This window comes from Rhizobium sp. WW22 (genome assembly GCF_047041135.1).
GTDB lineage: Bacteria > Pseudomonadota > Alphaproteobacteria > Rhizobiales > Rhizobiaceae > Rhizobium.
Genome location: NZ_CP178198.1, coordinates 3115278 through 3134522, shown reverse-complemented (window position 1 = coordinate 3134522; position 19245 = coordinate 3115278). Strand labels below are relative to the sequence as shown.

Below are 19245 nucleotides of genomic sequence, written 5' to 3'. Positions count from 1 at the left end.
CAAACTTCATTTCTGATGCATATTCATATGAGCTCTCCTCATTTCGCCAATCTCAGCCTCAGTGCATTGCCGATAACCGAGACTGACGACAGGCTCATCGCCGCTGCCGCAATCATCGGCGACAGCAGCAGGCCGAACACCGGATAGAGCACGCCGGCTGCCAGCGGCACGCCGAGCGCATTGTAGCCGAAGGCGAAGGCAAGGTTTTGCTTGATGTTGCTGATCGTCGCTTCCGAGAGATGGCGGGCGCGGACGATGCCGTTGAGATCGCCCTTTACCAGCGTGATCCCGGCGCTTTCCATGGCGACATCGGCGCCCGTGCCCATGGCGATGCCGACATCGGCAGAGGCAAGCGCGGGAGCATCGTTGACGCCGTCGCCCGCCATGGCAACGATGCAGCCCTTGGCCCGCAGCTCGTCGATCAGCGCTTTCTTGCCTTCCGGCAGCATGTCCGCGCGCACTTCGTCGATGCCAAGCTCTCTGGCGACGGCAGCGGCGGTCTTGCCGTTGTCGCCGGTCGCCATGACGATCGTCAGGCCGCTTTCATGCAGCGCCTTGATGGCGGCTGCCGTGGTCGGCTTGATCCGGTCGGCAACAGCGATGAGGCCGGCCAGCTTCTGGTCGATGGCGACGAACATGACGGTCTTGCCCTCGCTGCGCAGGCGTTCCGTCTCTGCTTTCAATGCGTCGGTTGCAACGCCGAGATCGGACATCATCGCGGCATTGCCGAGGGCGATCGCGGTTTCGCCGGCGCGGCCCTCCACCCCCTTGCCGGTCACCGCAGAGAAGCCGGAGATCTCGACGAAGCGCGCACCGCGTTCCTCGGCGCCGGCAACGATGGCTTCGGCCAGTGGGTGTTCTGAACCGCGCTCAAGGCTGGCGGCGAGGGAGAGGAGGTGTGCCTCATCTATGTCCGCCGCAGCGACGATGTCGGTCAGGTTCGGTTTGCCTTCCGTCAGCGTGCCGGTCTTGTCGACGATCAATGTGTCCACCTTGGCGAAGCGTTCCAGCGCCTCGGCATCGCGCACCAGCACGCCCTCCTGCGCGCCGCGGCCGGTGGCGATCATGATGGACATGGGCGTTGCCAGGCCCAGCGCACAGGGGCAGGCGATGATGAGCACCGCGACGGCGGCAAGCAGCGCATGCGCCAGCCTCGGCTCCGGCCCGACGAAGGCCCAGACGGCAAAGGCGATGATGGCGGCTGCGACGACCGCGGGCACAAAGACGGCCGAGACGCGGTCGACCATCGTCTGGATGGGGGCGCGTGAGCGCTGCGCCTTGGCGACAAGCTCGACGATGCGCGAGAGCGTGGTTTCGGCGCCGACTTTCTCGGCCTGCATGATGAGTGCGCCGTTCCTGTTGATCGTGCCGCCGGTCAAGGCGTCACCCTTGGCCTTCTCGACCGGCAAGGGCTCGCCCGTAATCATCGATTCATCGATGGTCGATTGTCCCTCGACAACGGAGCCATCCACAGGGACGCGCTCGCCGGGGCGCACGCGCAGCCGATCGCCGGCCTGGATCTCGTCGACGGGCACATCGGTTTCGCTACCATTGGCGCCGATGCGTCGTGCCGTTTTCGGCGCGAGATCGAGAAGGGCGCGAATGGCCGAGCCGGTGCGTTCGCGGGCTTTCAATTCCAGTACCTGGCCGACGAAGACCAAGGCGACGATCACGGACGCTGCTTCGAAATAGACGGGCACGCTCTCGCCATGCCCTCGGAAGCTCATCGGAAACAGGCCGGGGGCAAGCGTCGCAATCACGCTGTAAAGATAGGCGGTGCCGACGCCGAGACCGATCAGCGTCCACATATTGGGGCTGCGGTTGACGAGCGAGTTCCAGGCGCGGCGGAAGAAGGGAAGAGCCGCCCAAAGCACGACCGGCGTTGCAAGAACAAGCTCGACCCAGGTGGCGATCGGCTCGCCGATCCAGTCGTGAATGGGAAGGCCGATCATCGGCCCCATGCTGATGGCAAGCAGCGGCAGCGACAGGACGGCGCTGATCCAGAGCCGGCGCGTGAAATCAACAAGCTCGGGGTTCGGGCCTTCATCGGCGGCCGGGACACCCGTCGGCTCCAGCGCCATGCCGCATTTCGGGCAGTCGCCAGGATGGTCGCTGATCACCTCGGGATGCATCGGGCAGGTATAGAGCGTGCCCTTCGGCATCGGCTTTGGCGTCGGCCTGTTGCCATCGAGATAAGCTGACGGGTCCGCTTCGAACTTCGCCTTGCAGCCGGCCGAGCAGAAATAGAATTTCTCGCCCTCGTGCTTCGTGAAATGGCGGGCAGTGGCGCGATCGACCGTCATGCCGCAGACGGGATCCTTGGCCGTGAGGTAGTTTTCCGGCGCAGCTTCGAATTTTGTACGGCAGCCATTGCTGCAAAAGTGGAAAGTGCGGCCGCGATATTGCAGCGACGGCTTGCCGGCATCGGGGTCGACGGTCATGCCGCAGACGGGATCGCGGATCACTTCATCCTGCGTGTGGGTGTCATGGTGATCGTGACCATGATGGCTGTGATCGTGCTCGTCATGCGGTGCCATGTCATACTCCTTTGCCCGAAGGGGCTTCGGACAGGTCTATGGACCTTCCCATCGCTGGAAGGTCAAGCCAGAAAATAGTGATTGCCATCCACAGTTCACAGAGCCGCCTTCCTATCTCGCTGCGGATGGCGATGATAAGTTCCGTAAGATCGATGCAATGATGTGATTCCAATGCGATATGATCCGACCACGCTGCCGCTTGCCGCGCTTCTGCCTGCCGTCGTCAAGGCGGAAGATATGCTGGCCCGTCTGGATGAGCGCGTGCTGAGGCATGCGGTAGCGAATGGCTTTCGCGAGCGTGGGCACTTTTTCGATGCTGCCGGTGCGCTCTGGGTGGGAGGCGAACTCGTGCATGTCGAGGATCTCGTCCTGCACGATGCGCGCATGGATACGCGCACCCCGACTCATGAATTGACCATTGCCCATTCGGTGCTGCGCAGCCGTCGCCGTCTATGGGCCGCCGATCCGTCCTGGGGCCTGGAGCCGGCTGGCCTTGCCGTGCTGCGCGGTGAGGTCGGCGAGACCAACGAGGGTAGCACGCCGCGTTCGACCTCTGCCCGGTCCATCGAGCCTGACGAGCCGGAGGAGGGGGAGGATGATTTCGGCGTCGATTTCGCCGAGATCGACGCGATCCTCGCCCGATCCGACAAGATCCTGAATGGCGGCGTTCCGGAACCCAGGCAGCCGATTATCGATGCCCAGGATCCCCTGGCACTCATCCGAGACGAAGATTGGGATGAGGATGAGCGGCTGGACAGCTGGCGCGCCGTCATGCGCGAGGCGGATCTGCTGCCGGCTACCCTGGGTGCCGCGGTGCTTTTCGATGCCTGGGAAAGGATCGAGCCGCTGCGGCGGCAGCATTGGCTCGGCGGCTTGCTGGCCAGCGCTTATCTGCGCAGCCGGGGCAAGGTGACATCGCACCTCTTCTGCCTGAATGTCGGCCTGAAGGCCGTTCGCCATGACCGCCGGCGAGCGCCGGACCGCACCACGCGGCTGACGGCGTTTCTGGAGGCCATGGCACTTTCGGCCGATTCAGGCCTCAAGGAGCTTGATCGGCTTTCGCTTGCCAAGCTGCAGATGGAAGTGCGGCTCAAGGACAGGCGGTCCAACAGCAGTCTGCCTGAGGTCATCGACATCGTGCTATCGCGGCCGATCGTCTCGGCAAAAATGATTGCGCGCCATGTCGGCATTACCTCAAGGGGCGCGCTCAATCTCGTGACCGAACTCGGCCTGCGCGAAATGACCGGGCGCGGGCGCTATCGAGGCTGGGGCGTACTTTGATGTGCTGCAACGGCTGGTGTGGGTAGGGCCGCCGTCCCTCGCAACCACAACCCTGGTTTTCGTCCAATGTTACAGTTTGTTACGCTAAGTGGCGCTAAAATGGACAAAATTTAATGCCCATACCAAATTCCTAAGCGGCACGATGCAAGCTAAGGTCGCGCCATGAATAGCGGGAGATCGTCGATCACCCCGGGATTTGAAGAGGTGGGTGAATGGCTCGGACGTTTCGGGTCGTCGTTTGGTTGGCAGTGATCGGCGCCGTCGGGTATGGCGCCTATGTGACTCGCGATCGTTGGCTTGGGCCCGCGGAGAAGCTGCTTGGCTACCAAAATGCCGCAGCACCGGGAGAGCAAGCCCAGGACGGACGCCGTGGTGGCCAAAGGCAGGGTGGCAGCGGTGGCGGACGGCGCAGCATGTCGCAGTTCAATGGACCGGTTCCGGTGCTCGCCGCGGATGCGACGACGGCCGATGTCCCTGTCTACATCAACGGCGTAGGCTCGGTGAAGGCCCTGAATGCCGTGACGGTGCGCGCGCAGGTCAGCGGACGAATCGTCGAAATCAATTTCGTCGAGGGCCAGGACATCAAGAAGGGCGATATCATCGCCCGCATCGACGATTCCGTCTATAAGGCGCAGCTCGACCAGGCGATCGCCAAGAAGGCGCAGGACGAAGCTTTGCTTGCAGGCGCCCAGCGCGATCTCGCCCGCTATCAGATGATGGTGAAGAGCGCGTCCGGCACGCAGCAGCAGGTCGACACGCAGACCTCGTTGGTGGCGCAATATACCGCGCAGGTCCAGGTGGATGTGGCGGCGATCGAAAGTGCGCAGGCGACGCTCGATTATACGACGATCAGGGCGGCCTTCGATGGGCGCACCGGCATCCGTAACGTCGATATCGGCAATCTCGTCAGCTCCGGCGATACGACCGGTATCGTCACGCTTTCGCAGATCAAGCCGATCTCCGTGCTGTTTTCCATTCCGCAGCAACAGCTTGCCCGCGTTAACGCGGCAAGCGCGGCCGGAACGCTTTCCGTCCAGGCTTTGGGCAACGACGGCGAGACGGTGGTCGACAATGGTTCGCTTGGTGTGGTCGACAATCAGGTTGACCCCACCACTGGCACTGTCAGGCTGAAGGCGAATTTCCCGAACGACAGGCTGGCGCTCTGGCCCGGCGCCTTCGTCAATGCCCGATTGCTCGTGGAGACGCTGAAGGGCGTCACCGTCATCCCGAGCGGCGCCGTCCAGCGCGGGCCGAACGGCACCTTTGTCTACCTCATCAGTCAGGATCAGACCGTCGCGATGAAGCCGGTGAAGGTGCGCCAGCAGGACGATACGCTCGCCGTCATCGCCGATGGCGTGGCGCCCGGCGACAAGGTGGTGACGACAGGTTTCGCCCGGCTGCAGAATGGGTCGAAAGTGCAGATTTCGGCCAATCCGGCTCAGGCGTCCCCGGATACTCCGACGTCCGACAATAGCGGGCAGCCGGTCGCGGAGAACGATTCGCAGAACGGCGGTGCCGGCACAGCGAATGCGAGCGAGCGCCCGCATCGTCGGCACAACGGCCAAGGTGGAACCGGTGGCCAGGGCGGGCAGGGCAGTGCCGGCGGGCATAATGGCCATCGCGGCCAGGATGGTCAGCCTGGCGCCGGCGGCGAGCAGGGTGCGGATGCGGGCAGCGGCTCGGCTTCCAACAATTCCTCCGCTACGCCGACGCAGCAACAATGAACGTCTCGTCGCTCTTCATCTCCCGGCCGATCGCCACCTCGCTTCTCGGGGTGGCGGTGCTGTTGGGCGGCATTCTCGGCTTTCTCTTCCTGCCGGTCGCGCCGCTGCCACAGGTGGATTTTCCGACGATCCAGGTGACGACGCAGCTTCCGGGTGCCGATCCCGATACGATGGCGGCGCTGGTGACGGCACCTCTGGAGCGGCCACTCGGTCAGATTCCGTCGCTGGCGTCGATGACCTCATCGAGCGCCTTCGGCATCAGCCAGATTACCCTCCAGTTCGATCTCGGCCGCGATATCGATGGCGCCGCGCAGGACGTTCAGGCAGCAATCAACGCTGCCGGATCGACCTTGCCGCGCACGCTTCCCTATCCGCCGACCTACTCGAAGGTGAACCCGGCCGATACGCCGATCGTGACGCTGGCGCTGCGCTCCAACAGCTATTCGATCCGCGAACTCAGCGACTTTGCCGATACCATGATGGCGCAGCGCCTGAGCGAAGTCTCCGGTGTTGGCGACGTCAACATCCAGGGCGGCGTCAAACCCGCCATCCGCATCCAGGTGGACCTGCCGCGTCTCGCTTCCTATGGTCTCGCCCTTGAGGACATCCGCACCGCCATCACCAATGCCAGCGTTGCCGGCGCGAAGGGTTCGCTCGACGGCACGCAACAGAGCTTCACGCTTGCCGCCAACGACCAGATCGTCGATCCGAACGTCTATAAATCGGTCATCGTCGCCTACCGCAACAGCGCGCCGGTGCAATTGAAAGACGTCGCAACGGTCGTCGAGGGGCTGGAGAATAATCGTGTCGGCGCCTGGTATCAGGGCCAGCCCGCCGTCATTCTCGATATCATGCGCCAGCCGGGCGCCAACGTCATCCAGACGGTCGAGAACGTCCTGAAGCAGATCCCGAAGCTGAAGCAGGCGATGCCGGCCGGTATTTCGCTTGATATCGTCAATGACCGCACCGAGACGATCCGCGCCTCGATCCATGACGTGCAGTGGACGCTGGTCATCAGCATCGGCCTCGTCATCCTGGTCGTCCTGCTTTTCCTGCGGACGATGACGGCGACCTTTATTGCCGGCGTCGCCCTGCCGCTGTCGCTGATTGCGACCTTCGGGGTGATGTGGTTCGCCGGCTTCAGCCTCGACAATCTCTCGCTCATGGCGCTCACCATAGGCACCGGCTTCGTCGTCGACGACGCCATCGTGATGATCGAGAATATTGCCCGCCATATCGAAGAGGGCGAAAACCCGATGCAGGCGGCGCTGAAGGGCGCCGGCGAAATCGGCTTCACGATCATTTCGCTCACCGTCTCGCTGGTCGCCGTCTTCATTCCGCTGCTGTTCATGACCGGCATTGTCGGCCGTATGTTCCGGGAATTCGCACTGACGCTCACCATTGCCGTCGTCGTGTCGGCCGTCGTCTCGCTGACGCTCACGCCGATGATGTGCGCGCGTATCCTGCGCAAGCCGAAAGAGCATCAGGGCGGCTTTCTGGCCGGGGCCGACCGTTTCACCGACTGGATGGTCGAGGGCTATCGGCGCAGCCTTGTCTGGGCCGTGGATCGCAGCCGTCTCATGCTGCTGGTGACGGTGGTGACGCTGGCTGCGACGATCGCCCTTTATGTCGTCATTCCCAAGGGCTTCCTGCCGGCGCAGGATACGGGTCTCATCACCGCCGTCATCGAGGCCGAGCCGACGACCTCCTTCGAGACCATGAAGCAGATCCAGGCTGATGTGACCGACCGGCTGCGCAAGGACCCGGATGTCGCCGGCGTCGTTGCCGTCATAGGCGCCAGCGCCAGCAACCTGACGCTGAACACCGGCAACCTCAGTCTCGTGCTGAAGCCGCGGAACGGGCGTAATGCCTCCGCCGATCAGATCATCGACAGGATGCGCGGCGAGGTGACGGGCTTACCCGGCATCCACGTCACCTTCCAGAGCGTTCGCGATATTTCGATCAGCACCAGGGCCAGCCGTGCGCCCTATCAATATACGCTAACGGGCACGGACACGAACACGGTGGTCGACTGGTCGCAGAAGCTCGCCCAGCGCCTTCAGGAAAGCCCGAAGCTCATCGATGTCTCTTCCGAGGTCGAGATGGGCGGCGGGCGCATCTTCGTCGATGTCAATCGCGAGACCGCCTCTCGGCTCGGCGTATCGATGCAGGCCGTCAGCGATACTTTGAATGATGCCTTCGGCCAGCGGCAGATCGCGACGATCTATGGCCAGGCCAACCAGTATCGCGTCATCCTGGAGGCTGCGCCGCAATATCAGTCCGACCCGAAATCGCTCGACAGGCTCTATGTCGCCGGTGCAAGCGATACCCAGGTGCCGCTCAATGCCTTCACGACGGCGAGTTTCACCACCGCGCCGCTGGTCATCAGCCATGACGAGCAGTTTCCGGCCGTGACGCTCAGCTTCGACCTAGCCAAGGGCGCGTCGCTCAGCGATGCCGTCGCCGAGATCAAGGCGGCGGAACGGGATATCGAGATGCCCGACAATATCCAGCGCAAATATTCCGGCGATGCCGAGGAATTTGCCTCGTCGCTGGCGGGCGAGCCCTGGCTGATCCTCGCGGCAATCGTGACGATCTACATCGTGCTCGGCCTGCTCTATGAAAGCGCCGTGCATCCGGTGACGATTCTTTCGACGCTGCCTTCGGCTGGCGTCGGCGCGCTGCTGGCGCTGATGCTGTTCGGGCAGGATCTCTCGATCATCGCGTTGATCGGCATCGTGCTCCTGATGGGTATCGTCAAGAAGAATGCGATCATGATGATCGACTTCGCGCTGGAGGCGGAGCGCAAGGAAGGCCTGGAGCCGCGCGAGGCCATTCTGAAAGCCTCTATCCTGCGTTTCCGGCCGATCATGATGACGACGCTCGCGGCACTCTTCGGCGCCTTGCCCCTGGCGCTGGCGCAGGGCACGGGTGCGGAGTTGCGCATTCCGCTCGGTATCACCATTATCGGTGGTCTCGTGCTTTCGCAGCTCCTGACGCTCTATACGACGCCGGTGATCTATCTCGCCTTCGAGCGGCTGCGCGCCAAGGTCGTCGGCCGCACCAGCGGCACGCCGAGCGCCGAGATGAATGAATTGGCAGGTGGCGAGAGATGAACATCTCCGAGCCGTTTATCAAACGCCCTGTCGGGACGACGCTTCTGGCGATCGGGCTGGTGATCCTCGGCATCGTTGCCTATCGCTTCCTGCCGGTTGCAAGCCTGCCGACGGTGGATTTGCCGACCATTGTCGTTTCTTCAAGCCGTCCTGGGGCCGATCCGGCCAGTATGGCGGCGAGCGTGGCCGCTCCGTTGGAGCGTCATCTTGGGACCATTGCCGGCGTCACTCAAATGACGTCCGTCAGCTCGCTCGGATCGAGCACGATCATCATCCAGTTCGACCTGTCGCGCAGCGTCGACGGTGCCGCGCAGGATGTGCAGGCGGCATTGAACGCGGCTGCGACGGACTTGCCCGGCGATCTGCCCACTCTCCCGTCCTTCCGCAAGATCAACCCGGCTGCGGCCCCCGTTCTCATCCTGGCGCTGACCTCGGACAATGTCTCTCCGAGCGCCATCTATGATGCGGCCGATACCGTGGTAGTGCAGCGCATTTCGCAGGTGGACGGCGTCGGCGGTGTGACCGTGAGCGGAGCAGACCAGCCCGCCATCCGCGTCCGGCTGGATCCGGACCGGCTTTCGGCCATGGGCCTCTCGCTCGATGCGGTCCGTACAGCGATTGTCAATGCCAATGTGCTCGGCCCCTTCGGCTCGATCGACGGTGCGGGCGGCGCTTTCTCAGTCGCCGTCAACAGCCAGTTGAAGACGCCGGAAGCGTTCGGGCGGATTGTGGTGCGCAGTGGCGACGGCACGGCGGTTCGCCTTTCGGATATCGCCACTGTCGAGCCGGGTGTGCGCAATAGCCGCTCGGATGCCTGGTACGACGGCAAGCCGGCCGTGCTGCTCAACATCACCAAGCAGGCGGATGCGAACGTCATCGCCACCGTCGATGGCGTCAAGCAGCTGATCCCGGAGCTACAGCGGCTCATTCCTGCCGGGGTGAATGTTTCCATCCTGTCCGACCGCACCACCACGATTCATGCAAGCGTCACCGATATGCAATGGACGCTGCTTGCCACTATCTGCCTGGTCATGGCCGTTGTCTTCGTCTTCCTGCGACGAGCAACGCCGACCTTTGCCGCGGGTGTGACGGTGCCCCTGTCGCTTGCCGGCACTTTTGCCGCGATGTGGCTTTTCGGACTGTCAATCGACAATCTCTCCCTCATGGCGCTTGCCGTTTCCGTCGGCTTTGTCGTCGACGATGCCATCGTCATGATCGAGAACATTTATGCCAATCTGGAAGCCGGCATGAAGCCGATGCGGGCGGCGCTCGAAGGCGCCAAGCAGATCGGCTTTACCGTCATTTCCATCAGCCTGTCGCTGCTTGCCGCCTTCATCCCGCTGTTCTTCATGGGCGGTATCGTCGGCCGGTTCTTTCAGACCTTCTCGCTGACGCTCGGCTTCACTATCGTCGTTTCGACACTGGTATCCCTCACGCTGACGCCGATGATCTGCGGCCATCGACTGCGTCAGCACGATATCGATGCCCGGCCCGGCCCGTTCGGACGTATCGTCGAAGGCACGCTTAGCGCCGTTACGGGCTTTTACGGCCGCACCCTGCGGGCGGTGCTGCATCACCGCCTCCTTTCGGTCGTCGTCATCATCGCCTGCGTGGTCATGACGGGCTATCTCTACGTCAAGGTTCCAAAGGGCTTCATTCCGCAGGACGACACCGGCTTTATCCAGGGCGGGACGCAGGCCGCGACCGATATCTCTTATCCGGCCATGGTAAAGCTCCAGCAGCTGGCGGCGGATATGGTTGCCAAGGACCCGGCGGTGTCGGGTGTCGGCTCTTCCGTCGGCGGGGGCGGCTTTTCAAGCTCCGTCAATCGTGGCCAGCTTTTCATCTCGCTGAAACCGGAATCGGAGCGTGCGCCGACCGCCGATGTCATAGACCGGCTCCGCAAGCAGCTAATGGCGGTTCCCGGCCTCAGCACATTCCTGTTTTCGCCGGGCGATATCCGCGCCGGCGCGCGCCAGTCGCAATCGCAATATCAATTCACGATCTGGGGTGCGAATTACGACGAGCTGGTGGAATGGGCGCCTAAGGTTTTGGAACGTCTGCAGGCTCTTCCAGGATTGACCGATGTTGCCACCGACAGGCAGCCCAACGGCCTGCAGGCGACCGTCAATATCGATCGCACCCTCGCTTCCCAGCTCGGCGTCAACATCCAGTCCATCGATTCCGCGCTCAACAATGCTTTCGCGCAACGGCAGATCTCTACGATCTATACGCAGCGCAACCAATATCGTGTCGTATTGGAGGCGAATCCCGACTATGCGCTCGATCCCCACGATATTTCCAAGCTCTACGTGCCCGCCGCCGGCGGCACGCAGGTGCCGTTGAGCGCGGTGGCGTCGATCGACCGGACGCTCGCGCCGCTGGTGGTCAATCACCAGGGTCAATATCCCGCCGTGACGATTTCCTACAATCTGGCGCTCAACACGCCGCTGCAGGTGGCGAACGATGCCATCCAGAAAGCCGTGCTCGACATGCATCTGCCCGATACGCTGCATGCGGATTTCGCCGGCGATGCCGCAAGCGTTACCCAGTCGTCCGGCAGCCAGCCGCTCCTGCTCCTGGCGGCATTGCTGACGGTCTATATCGTTCTCGGCATTCTCTATGAAAGCCTGGCACATCCGCTGACGATCATCTCGACGCTGCCTTCGGCCGGTCTCGGCGCGCTGCTGGCGCTCGCCATCAGCGGCACGGAGCTGACGATCATCGCCTTCATCGGCATCATTCTCTTGATCGGCATCGTCAAGAAGAACGGCATCATGATGGTGGATTTCGCCCTGCAGGGCGAGCGCACGCTCGGCCTGTCTTCAGAGGAAGCCATCTATCAGGCTTGCCTCAAGCGTTTCCGCCCCATCCTGATGACGACGCTCGCCGCGCTGATGGGCGCCATCCCGTTGATCATTGCAACAGGGCCCGGTGCGGAGTTGCGCCGGCCGCTTGGGATTACCATCGTCGGCGGCCTCGTCGTGTCGCAGGTGCTGACGCTCTATACCACGCCGATCATCTACCTGATGCTTGCCAAGCTGCACGCAAAATGGTCGCCGAAACCGCAGACTGCACCCTCGGAACCGCCAATATCTCCGCTATCAATTTGAGTGCTTAGCGGACGGACCGGATCAGCCCTGATAGTCCCACGGGTTGACGATAGCTATTCCTGTATCCAGGAAATCCGACACGTTGCGTGTTGCAAGCACTGCTCCTCGCGACGCTACAATTGCGGCGATCTGAGCATCGAACTGGGTGATTGGTTTGCCGGCCCGACGCCGCGATGTTGCAATGAAAGAATATGCGCCCGCGGCTTCACTATCGAAGGGAAGAACTCTTCCGGCGAAATCCTCTTCGAAGATCGGGAGAATGGCAGCCTCCAATTCGCTTCGGCGTCGGCTCGCGGGCAGCAGCCGGAGGCTGTAAAGGATTTCCGCCTCTGTCGTTGCCGTCGTAAAGATGGCGAGAGGAGGCTGGGCAGCGAGCCAAGCTTCAACTACCTGCGATGGCGATGGCGCCAATAGTTCCGAAATGACATTCGTGTCGAGAATGATCATGGATCGAGATCGATCGGGCGGATTGGTTCACGTGGGGCAATATCCAGTACGACCCCACCGCTTGCAGCCATACGACGACGAATTGTCTCGGCTAAATTGGGCTGACGCTTTTCTTCCGTCGATAAGGCCGCTCGCAGAATGTCTCGCGCCTCATCCTCCATCGATCGCCCATGCGCGGCAGCGCGAATGCGCAGCCGGGTCTTTAGATGATCATCGATGTTGCGGATCGTCATACTGGCCATAGAAATGTCCTGTCATCAATGATTGCATATTAATCATTGATGACAGGTTTGGCAAATCAAGACGAAACAGCCGATCCGTGATCGAGATCTCAACCGCCCGCTCTCTTTTTCGCGAGGCGAGTGGGGAGGTCCTAATGCGCCACGTCAGGGTTGGCGGATTCCGGCGCTGCCGTCGACTTAACCGTACCCTTGAAGACACGGCGCACCGAGACGAAGAGCAGCGGGATGAAGAAGACGCCGAGCACGGTAGCCGAGATCATGCCGCCCATGACGCCGATACCGATCGAGTTCTGGCTACCGGAACCGGCCCCGTTGGCGATCGCCAGCGGCATGACGCCAAGGATAAAGGCGAGCGAGGTCATCAGGATCGGCCGTAGGCGCTGGCGCGATGCTTCCAGCGTCGCGTCGATCAGGTTCTTGCCCTGGTTCTGCTGCTCGATGGCGAATTCGACGATCAGGATGGCGTTCTTCGCCGCCAGACCTATGGTCGTCAAGAGGCCGACCTTGAAGTAGACGTCGTTCGATTGTCCGAACAGGGTTGCAGCCAGGAGCGCACCGAAGATGCCGATCGGCACCGACAGCATGACGGCGAGGGGGATCGACCAGCTCTCATAGAGGGCGGCGAGTGCCAGGAACACCACCAGGATGGAGATGGCGTAGAGCTGGGTCGCCTGGTTGCCCGAGAGCTTTTCCTGGGCCGAGAGGCTCGTCCATTCGTGGCTGAAACCCGGCGGCAGGGTCGCCATGATCTTGTCGATCTCGTTCATGGCGTCGCCCGAGGAGACGCCCGGCGCGGCCGCACCCTGGATTTCGACGGCGGAGGAGCCGTTATAGCGCTCCAGGCGCGGCGAACCGTAATTCCATTCGCCGTTCGAGAAGGCTGAGAAGGGCACCATGTCGCCGCTGGAGTTGCGCACGTACCAGCGACCGAAATCCTCGGGCTGCATGCGGAAATCCTTATTGGCCTGAACATAGACGGGCTTCACACGACCGCGGTCGATGAAGTCGTTGACATAGGTGCCGCCCCAGGCGGTCGACAGGGTCGAGTCGATATCGGCCAGACTGATATTCAGAGCGCTCGCCTTTTCCTCGTCGATGTTCAAGGAGAATTGCGGCGTATCTTCCTGGCCGTTCGGACGGGTGCCGGCGAGCTTCGGATTTTTGGCGGCGGCCCCGAGCAACTGGTTGCGGGCAGCGATCAGTGCCGCGTGACCGGCACCATTGATATCCTTGATGAAGAAGTCGAAGCCGCTCGAGCTGCCGAAGCCGGGGATGGCCGGCGGCGCCAGCGCAAAGACGTTGCCGTCCTTGATCTTCGAGAAAGCGCCCATTGCGCGGCGTGCGATCGCTTGCGCCTTGGATTGCGGCGTCTTGCGTAGGTCGAAGTCCTTCAGCCTCACGAAGACGAGGCCGACGTTCTGGCCCTGACCGCTGAAGCCGAAGCCGGCGACGGCGAATGCGCCTTCGACATAGTCCTTCTCGGTGTTGAGATAATAGTTCCTCACCTGGTCGAGCACGGCCTTGGTGCGTGAATCCGTGGCGCCCGGCGGCAGCTGAATAGCGGTCAGCAGGATGCCCTGGTCTTCGTCCGGCAGGAAGGAACTCGGCAGGCGGTTGAACAGAGCAGCAACGGCACCGCCGATGAGGACGAATACCAGCAGGAAGACGATACTGAGGCGGATCATGCCGTGAACGCCGCGCTGGTAGCGATGCGTTGCCCGCTCGAAGTTGCGATTGAACCAGCCAAACAGACCGCGCTCTTTGGCCCCATGCTTGGGTTTCCTCAAAATGGTCGCGCAAAGCGCCGGCGTCAGGATGAGAGCAACGATGACGGACAGCACCATCGCGGAGACGATCGTCACCGAGAACTGCCGGTAGATGACGCCAACCGAACCCGAGAAGAAGGCCATCGGGATGAACACGGCCGAAAGCACGGTTGCGATGCCGATCAGCGCGCCGGTGATTTCCTGCATCGACTTGATCGTGGCCTCGCGCGGCGACAGTCCCTCCTCCTCCATCACGCGCTCGACATTCTCGACCACCACGATGGCATCGTCGACCAATAGACCGATGGCGAGCACCATGCCGAACATCGTCAACGTATTGATCGAATAGCCGAACAGCGCCAGCACGCCGAAGGTGCCGAGGAGCACAACCGGGACGGCGAGCGTCGGGATCAGCGTGGCGCGGATGTTCTGCAGGAAGACGAACATGACGATGAAGACGAGCACGATGGCTTCGAACAGGGTCTTGACCACGTCCTCGATCGACAGCTTCACGAAGGGCGTCGTATCGTAGGGATAGACGATCTCCACGTTCGGCGGCAGCGTCTGGCTGAGATTGTTGATGGTCGTGCGGACCGCTTCCGCCGTATTGATGGCGTTGGCGCCCGAGGCCAGCATCACCGCCAGGCCGGCGGAGGGATGACCGTTATAGGTACTCGACGTCGTGTAGCTCTTGGCGCCGAGTTCGACGGAGGCGACGTCATTCAGGCGAACCAGCGAACCGTTCGGCTGGCTCTTGAGGATGATGTTGTTGAACTGCTCGGGCGTCTGCAGACGGCTCTTGGCCGTGACGGTCGCATTGAGCTCCTGGCCCTTGCGCTGCGGCAATGCACCGAGCTGGCCGGCCGAGACCTGCGAGTTCTGGGCCTGGATGGCAGAGACGACATCCGACGTCATCAGCTGGTATTTGGCGAGCTTGTCCGGATCGACCCAGATGCGCATGGCGTAACCGGAACCGAAGATCTGCGTGTTGCCCACGCCTTCGATGCGCTTCAGCGTGTCGTTGAGGGTGCTGTCGACGTAGTCGGCAAGGTCGTTCGAGTTAAGCTTGCCGTCGGTCGATACGAAGCCCACGACCATCAGAAAGTTCGACGTCGACTTGGAAACCACGATACCCGTGGATTGCACGGTCTGCGGCAGCTGCGCGGTGACGAGTTGCAGCTTGTTCTGCACCTGCATCTGCGCAACGTCGGGATCGGCCTTGTTGGTGAAGGTCAATGAAATCGAGGCCTGACCCGTCGAGGTCGAGGTCGAGGTCATGTAGTCGAGATTGTCGATGCCCGTCATGCCCTGCTCGATGACCTTGGTCACCGAGTTTTCGACGGTTGCCGCGTCAGCCCCGGAATAGGTGGCGCTGATGCTGACCGTCGTCGGCGCGATTTGCGGATATTGCGAAATCGACAGGGTGAAGATCGAAAGTGCGCCCGCCAGCATGATGACGATGGCGATCACCCAGGCAAAGATCGGCCTGTCGATGAAAAAACGAGACATCGTCTAACCTCACTTCTGGACGCCGGAGGCGGCTTTGATATCGGTCTTCTCCAGCCCGGCCTGCTCGGCAGACGGCTTGCCATCGGCGGCTGCCTGCTTCACTTCGCCGGTCGCATCGTCGATCGTTACCGGAGACACCGTAACTTCCTGACCGTCGCGGACGCGCTGAACGCCTTCGACGATTACGCGATCGCCGTCGGCGACGCCCTGGTTGACAAGCCAGCTATTGCCGATGCTGCGTTCCACCTTCAACACCCGCTGCTGTACCTTGCCCTCCGCAGTCACGAACATGGCGATCGGTTCGCCCTTCGTGTTGCGGGTCACGGCGCGCTGCGGCACCACGAAGCTGTTTTCGGCAATGCCTTCCTGAATGGTGGCGCGAACATACATGCCCGGCAGCAGGATGCGATCCGGATTGGGGAAGACAGCGCGCACGGTGATTGTGCCGACCGTTTCCGCAACGGAGGATTCGGCAAACTGCAGCGTGCCGGTTTCCTTGTATTGGCTGCCGTCTTCGAGCGTCAGGTGAACCGAAACATTGTTGCCGCTGGTCTTCAGCCGACCTTCCGCGACAGCGCGGCGAAATTCGAGCAGGTTGGTGCTCGACTGCGTGACATCGACATTGATCGGATCGAGCTTACGGATGGTTGTCAGCGCCGTCGTCTGATCGGCGGTGACGAGAGCGCCGACCGTGACCGTGGAGGCATCGACGCGGCCGGCGATCGGCGCGCGCATCTTGGTGTAGTCGAGATTGATGCGCGCCGTTTCCAGCGCGGCCTTTGCGGATGCCACGTCCGCGTTGGCCTGCGCCAATGTGGAAACCGCGTCGTCGAGGTTCTGCTTGCTGACCGCATCCTGCTGGGTGAGGCTCTTGTAGCGATCGACCTTCGACTGGGCACTCGGCAAGGCGCCTTGGGCCTTTTGCAAGGCCGCGGCGGCGCTGTCATAGGATGCCTGGTAAGAGGACGGATCGATCTCGTAGAGGACGTCGCCTTCCTTGACTTCGCTGCCTTCCTTGAAATTGCGGCTGCGGATGATGCCGCCGACTTGCGGGCGCACTTCGGCGACAAGATAGGCGCTGGTGCGGCCAGGCAGTTCGGCGGTGATGGCGACGGATTGCGGATGCAGCGACATCGCGCTGACTTCTGTCTTTACGACCGGCGCATTGTTCTGCGCGGAATTCTGCTGGTTGCAGCCGGCCAGTAACATCGCAGCGATCAATCCTGCGGCGGTCAGCGATGAGCGGCCGGCTGAAAGGCGGTTGGATGTCGGCGGATATACGAGTGCAGAAGTGGGAGGAGCGAGCTTTCGCACGTTGCTATTTCCTGTTGCCTTATTTATAGTACCAAGTCGTACCGAAAATATTTATACAGCGTCAAATGTCAATCGTATTCGGTTGTTGGGGTCAATTCGGTGTGCTGACAAAGGAACGAACAGCCAAGGCCGACCAGGCTGCCACGCGCCGCCCGCGCGGTCGTCCGAAAACCGTGAGCGACGACGCGCGTCGTGCTGAGATCGTCAGAGAGGCGCGAGCGATCTTCTACGAACTCGGATATGCCGGTACAACCATGGATTTGGTTGCCACGCGATGCCGGATTTCGAAGCAGACCCTCTATAGGCTGTTTCCGAGCAAGACCGATCTGTTTGTGGCCATCATCGCCGAGCATCGCGCATCCATGCTGGCCCTGCCGCGGCCAGACGATGAGAACCTGCCGTTCGACAAGGCGCTCGAGCAGATATTCATGATCGATATCGATGAAGATCAGGAGCGTGAACGGGACGCTTTTATTCATCTCGTCATCAGTGAATCGCAACAATCTCCGGAGATCGCGATGTTGCTGCATACTTACGGCGGCAAGCAATCGCAGCTGATGTTGGCGGATTGGCTTCTTGAGCAGCAGCGGCGCGGAGTGATCGAGATTGCCGATGCGGCAAGCGGCGCGCGCATGCTGATGAGCATGATCTTCGATGCGATGATCTCGAGACCGGGCCGTCCCAAGGATTGGACGGACCGCGAAATGCGGTTGCGCCATCTGCGTCATTGCATCGCAATCTTTACTGCCGGCGTCCGGCCGCGCAAGGACGGCTGCTAAACCGCGCCGCTAGAGCGTTTCCACTTTTCTTTGCATCGCGAAAACGCTCTATGCTCTTATTTCCCAACGCATTCCTGACGGAAAACCGCTGCGCACTTTTCCTGGAAGTGCTTTAGCTTCCACCCGGCATGCGATAACCTCGTCGTTCTGACGGTCGCCTCATAAGAAAAATGCCGATATGGCCTGGGGAGCCATACCGGCATCATTTCGTATCCGGCAAAGGCCGGAATTATTTAAATTCAGTGTGCCACCACTTTTGCTGTGTCCGTTCCCGTTTCGAACAAGGGATTGGGCAAGCCATTTTCATACATTTCCTGCAACACGGCCCCGAGTGCCAAGTCCAGGCACCAGACCGGGAATTCAGCGTTCAGGTTTTTGGCGCTTTGCCGTGCATAGGTGATGAGCCGAGCGATTGATGCCAGTTCCTTGAGCGAATCAGGATCCTGGTATGCTGCGTCGATCGGAAGTGCTGATGTCATTTCGTACCCTCTATTGCCCCCGTTCCCGGCAGACGAATCGTGTCTGGCCGGGAACATGAGCAAACCGTAACGAAAGTTTTACAGCTTGGCGCGTGACATGCAGCGTGACACGATGCTTGGTTGCGGCAAATTCCGCTCTTACCGCCTCCAAAGGTCAGGCAAGGAGAAAATCGCAACGAGGCGCAATCTTGGCGCCGATCGCTTGACTGGCCAGACCGGCCCGCACCGCAGTTGTCGGCAATAATTCTGCGCCGGCCCAAAGCAGCAACTTTCGGCCTGCCTCGGATTGACGGCATCGTTATTCTCGCGGGAGCGGCAGCCTTAGTTGCGCAGGCCGACCGACGCGTCCGCTGCATGCGGAATATGATTTGGCAGAACGTCGGAAGCGTTTGCCAAGGACTTGATCAACGTCAGCACGGACTGGCGAATGCTGGGATCATTGATCTTCATGAACGCCTTGTTGAGGCTGAGGCCTTCTTTCGATGTCAGGAAGTCCGACAGATCTTCCAGACCATTGATCGCGCCGAGGCCATCGGTGTTCAGCGGCTGCGAATTATCCTGCTGGAAGAAGAAGGCAACCGGTACCGCCAGCACGCCGGCAATCGCCTGCAGCCGGCTGGCGCCGATGCGATTGGTGCCCTTTTCGTATTTCTGCACCTGCTGAAACGTCACGCCGATCTGTTCGGCAAGCCGCTCCTGACTCATGCCAAGCATGAGACGGCGCGTGCGCACGCGAGAGCCAACATAGGCATCGATCGGATTCGGTACTTTTGCACTCACGGCGCAATCTCCTTATCACTTAGGGGCTGGTGGAAACACCATGCTCGTACCCTTCTCGGGAAGGGACGCGTCCTTCATCTGCCCGCAAAATGTGCGTTAAATATGAGTGTAACTCAACTAAAAGTCTTTTGCTGCAAAGTTCATAATCCGCCCCCGCA

Annotated in this window: 12 protein-coding genes; 5 read left to right on the top strand and 7 right to left on the bottom strand. The window is 61.4% G+C overall.

The annotated features are described in order from the left end of the window. Positions 1–38: 38 nt before the first annotated feature. Positions 39–2537 (bottom strand): heavy metal translocating P-type ATPase, encoded by a 2499-nt coding sequence (locus tag ACK83U_RS15360; RefSeq protein WP_112606644.1) that lies wholly within the window; start codon positions 2535–2537, stop codon positions 39–41. A 171-nt stretch (positions 2538–2708) separates the two neighbouring features. On the opposite strand from ACK83U_RS15360, the gene ACK83U_RS15355 reads away from it, so the two are divergent. The 4 genes from ACK83U_RS15355 (at position 2709) to ACK83U_RS15340 (ending at position 11771) form a co-directional block, all read left to right on the top strand. Next, positions 2709–3818, top strand: coding sequence for an RHE_PE00001 family protein (locus ACK83U_RS15355; RefSeq protein ID WP_112606642.1), 1110 nt, complete (start codon positions 2709–2711; stop codon positions 3816–3818). A gap of 212 nt (positions 3819–4030) precedes the next feature. Next, positions 4031–5542, top strand: a complete 1512-nt coding sequence (locus tag ACK83U_RS15350) for an efflux RND transporter periplasmic adaptor subunit (RefSeq protein ID WP_112606640.1) — start codon at positions 4031–4033, stop codon at positions 5540–5542. Next, entirely contained in the window at positions 5539–8658 is a 3120-nt protein-coding gene (locus tag ACK83U_RS15345; RefSeq protein WP_112606638.1) for an efflux RND transporter permease subunit, read from the top strand. The genes ACK83U_RS15350 and ACK83U_RS15345 overlap by 4 nt, the downstream gene beginning before the upstream one ends. Beyond that, positions 8655–11771: an efflux RND transporter permease subunit gene (locus tag ACK83U_RS15340; protein WP_112606636.1), complete on the top strand. Its 3117-nt coding sequence runs from the start codon at positions 8655–8657 to the stop codon at positions 11769–11771. The genes ACK83U_RS15345 and ACK83U_RS15340 overlap by 4 nt, the downstream gene beginning before the upstream one ends. 21 nt (positions 11772–11792) lie before the next feature. Here the strand turns inward: ACK83U_RS15340 and ACK83U_RS15335 are convergent, their stop codons facing one another. The 4 genes from ACK83U_RS15335 to ACK83U_RS15320 all read right to left on the bottom strand — a co-directional run bounded on the left by ACK83U_RS15335 (position 11793) and on the right by ACK83U_RS15320 (position 17049). Continuing rightward, the gene (locus ACK83U_RS15335) at positions 11793–12218 is read right to left on the bottom strand and encodes a type II toxin-antitoxin system VapC family toxin (RefSeq protein ID WP_112606634.1); all 426 of its coding nucleotides are present in this window, start codon (positions 12216–12218) and stop codon (positions 11793–11795) included. After that, positions 12215–12460, bottom strand: a complete 246-nt coding sequence (locus tag ACK83U_RS15330) for a FitA-like ribbon-helix-helix domain-containing protein (RefSeq protein WP_112606632.1) — start codon at positions 12458–12460, stop codon at positions 12215–12217. The genes ACK83U_RS15335 and ACK83U_RS15330 overlap by 4 nt, the downstream gene beginning before the upstream one ends. Positions 12461–12591: 131 nt before the next feature. Next, positions 12592–15735, bottom strand: a complete 3144-nt coding sequence (locus ACK83U_RS15325) for an efflux RND transporter permease subunit (protein WP_112606630.1) — start codon at positions 15733–15735, stop codon at positions 12592–12594. Between the two features lie 9 nt (positions 15736–15744). Beyond that, positions 15745–17049: an efflux RND transporter periplasmic adaptor subunit gene (locus ACK83U_RS15320; RefSeq protein ID WP_112606628.1), complete on the bottom strand. Its 1305-nt coding sequence runs from the start codon at positions 17047–17049 to the stop codon at positions 15745–15747. 101 nt (positions 17050–17150) lie between these two features. On the opposite strand from ACK83U_RS15320, the gene ACK83U_RS15315 reads away from it, so the two are divergent. Next, on the top strand, positions 17151–17828 hold the full coding sequence (locus ACK83U_RS15315; protein WP_112607032.1) for a TetR family transcriptional regulator: 678 nt from the start codon (positions 17151–17153) through the stop codon (positions 17826–17828). A 239-nt stretch (positions 17829–18067) separates the two neighbouring features. Here the strand turns inward: ACK83U_RS15315 and ACK83U_RS15310 are convergent, their stop codons facing one another. Beyond that, positions 18068–18307 (bottom strand): hypothetical protein, encoded by a 240-nt coding sequence (locus ACK83U_RS15310; RefSeq protein ID WP_112336496.1) that lies wholly within the window; start codon positions 18305–18307, stop codon positions 18068–18070. 321 nt (positions 18308–18628) lie between these two features. Further along, positions 18629–19087 carry a helix-turn-helix domain-containing protein gene (locus ACK83U_RS15305; RefSeq protein WP_015341544.1) on the bottom strand — a complete coding sequence of 153 codons (459 nt, stop codon included), beginning with the start codon at positions 19085–19087 and terminating at the stop codon, positions 18629–18631. Between the last annotated feature and the right edge of the window lie 158 nt (positions 19088–19245).

Bases quoted from the DNA above. Each gene is read 5' to 3' on its own strand.
- ACK83U_RS15360 (WP_112606644.1), bottom strand. From the start codon at position 2,537: ATGGCACCGCATGACGAGCACGATCACAGCCATCATGGTCACGATCAC.
- ACK83U_RS15355 (WP_112606642.1), top strand. From the start codon at position 2,709: ATGCGATATGATCCGACCACGCTGCCGCTTGCCGCGCTTCTGCCTGCC.
- ACK83U_RS15350 (WP_112606640.1), top strand. From the start codon at position 4,031: ATGGCTCGGACGTTTCGGGTCGTCGTTTGGTTGGCAGTGATCGGCGCC.
- ACK83U_RS15345 (WP_112606638.1), top strand. From the start codon at position 5,539: ATGAACGTCTCGTCGCTCTTCATCTCCCGGCCGATCGCCACCTCGCTT.
- ACK83U_RS15340 (WP_112606636.1), top strand. From the start codon at position 8,655: ATGAACATCTCCGAGCCGTTTATCAAACGCCCTGTCGGGACGACGCTT.
- ACK83U_RS15335 (WP_112606634.1), bottom strand. From the start codon at position 12,218: ATGATCATTCTCGACACGAATGTCATTTCGGAACTATTGGCGCCATCG.
- ACK83U_RS15330 (WP_112606632.1), bottom strand. From the start codon at position 12,460: ATGGCCAGTATGACGATCCGCAACATCGATGATCATCTAAAGACCCGG.
- ACK83U_RS15325 (WP_112606630.1), bottom strand. From the start codon at position 15,735: ATGTCTCGTTTTTTCATCGACAGGCCGATCTTTGCCTGGGTGATCGCC.
- ACK83U_RS15310 (WP_112336496.1), bottom strand. From the start codon at position 18,307: ATGACATCAGCACTTCCGATCGACGCAGCATACCAGGATCCTGATTCG.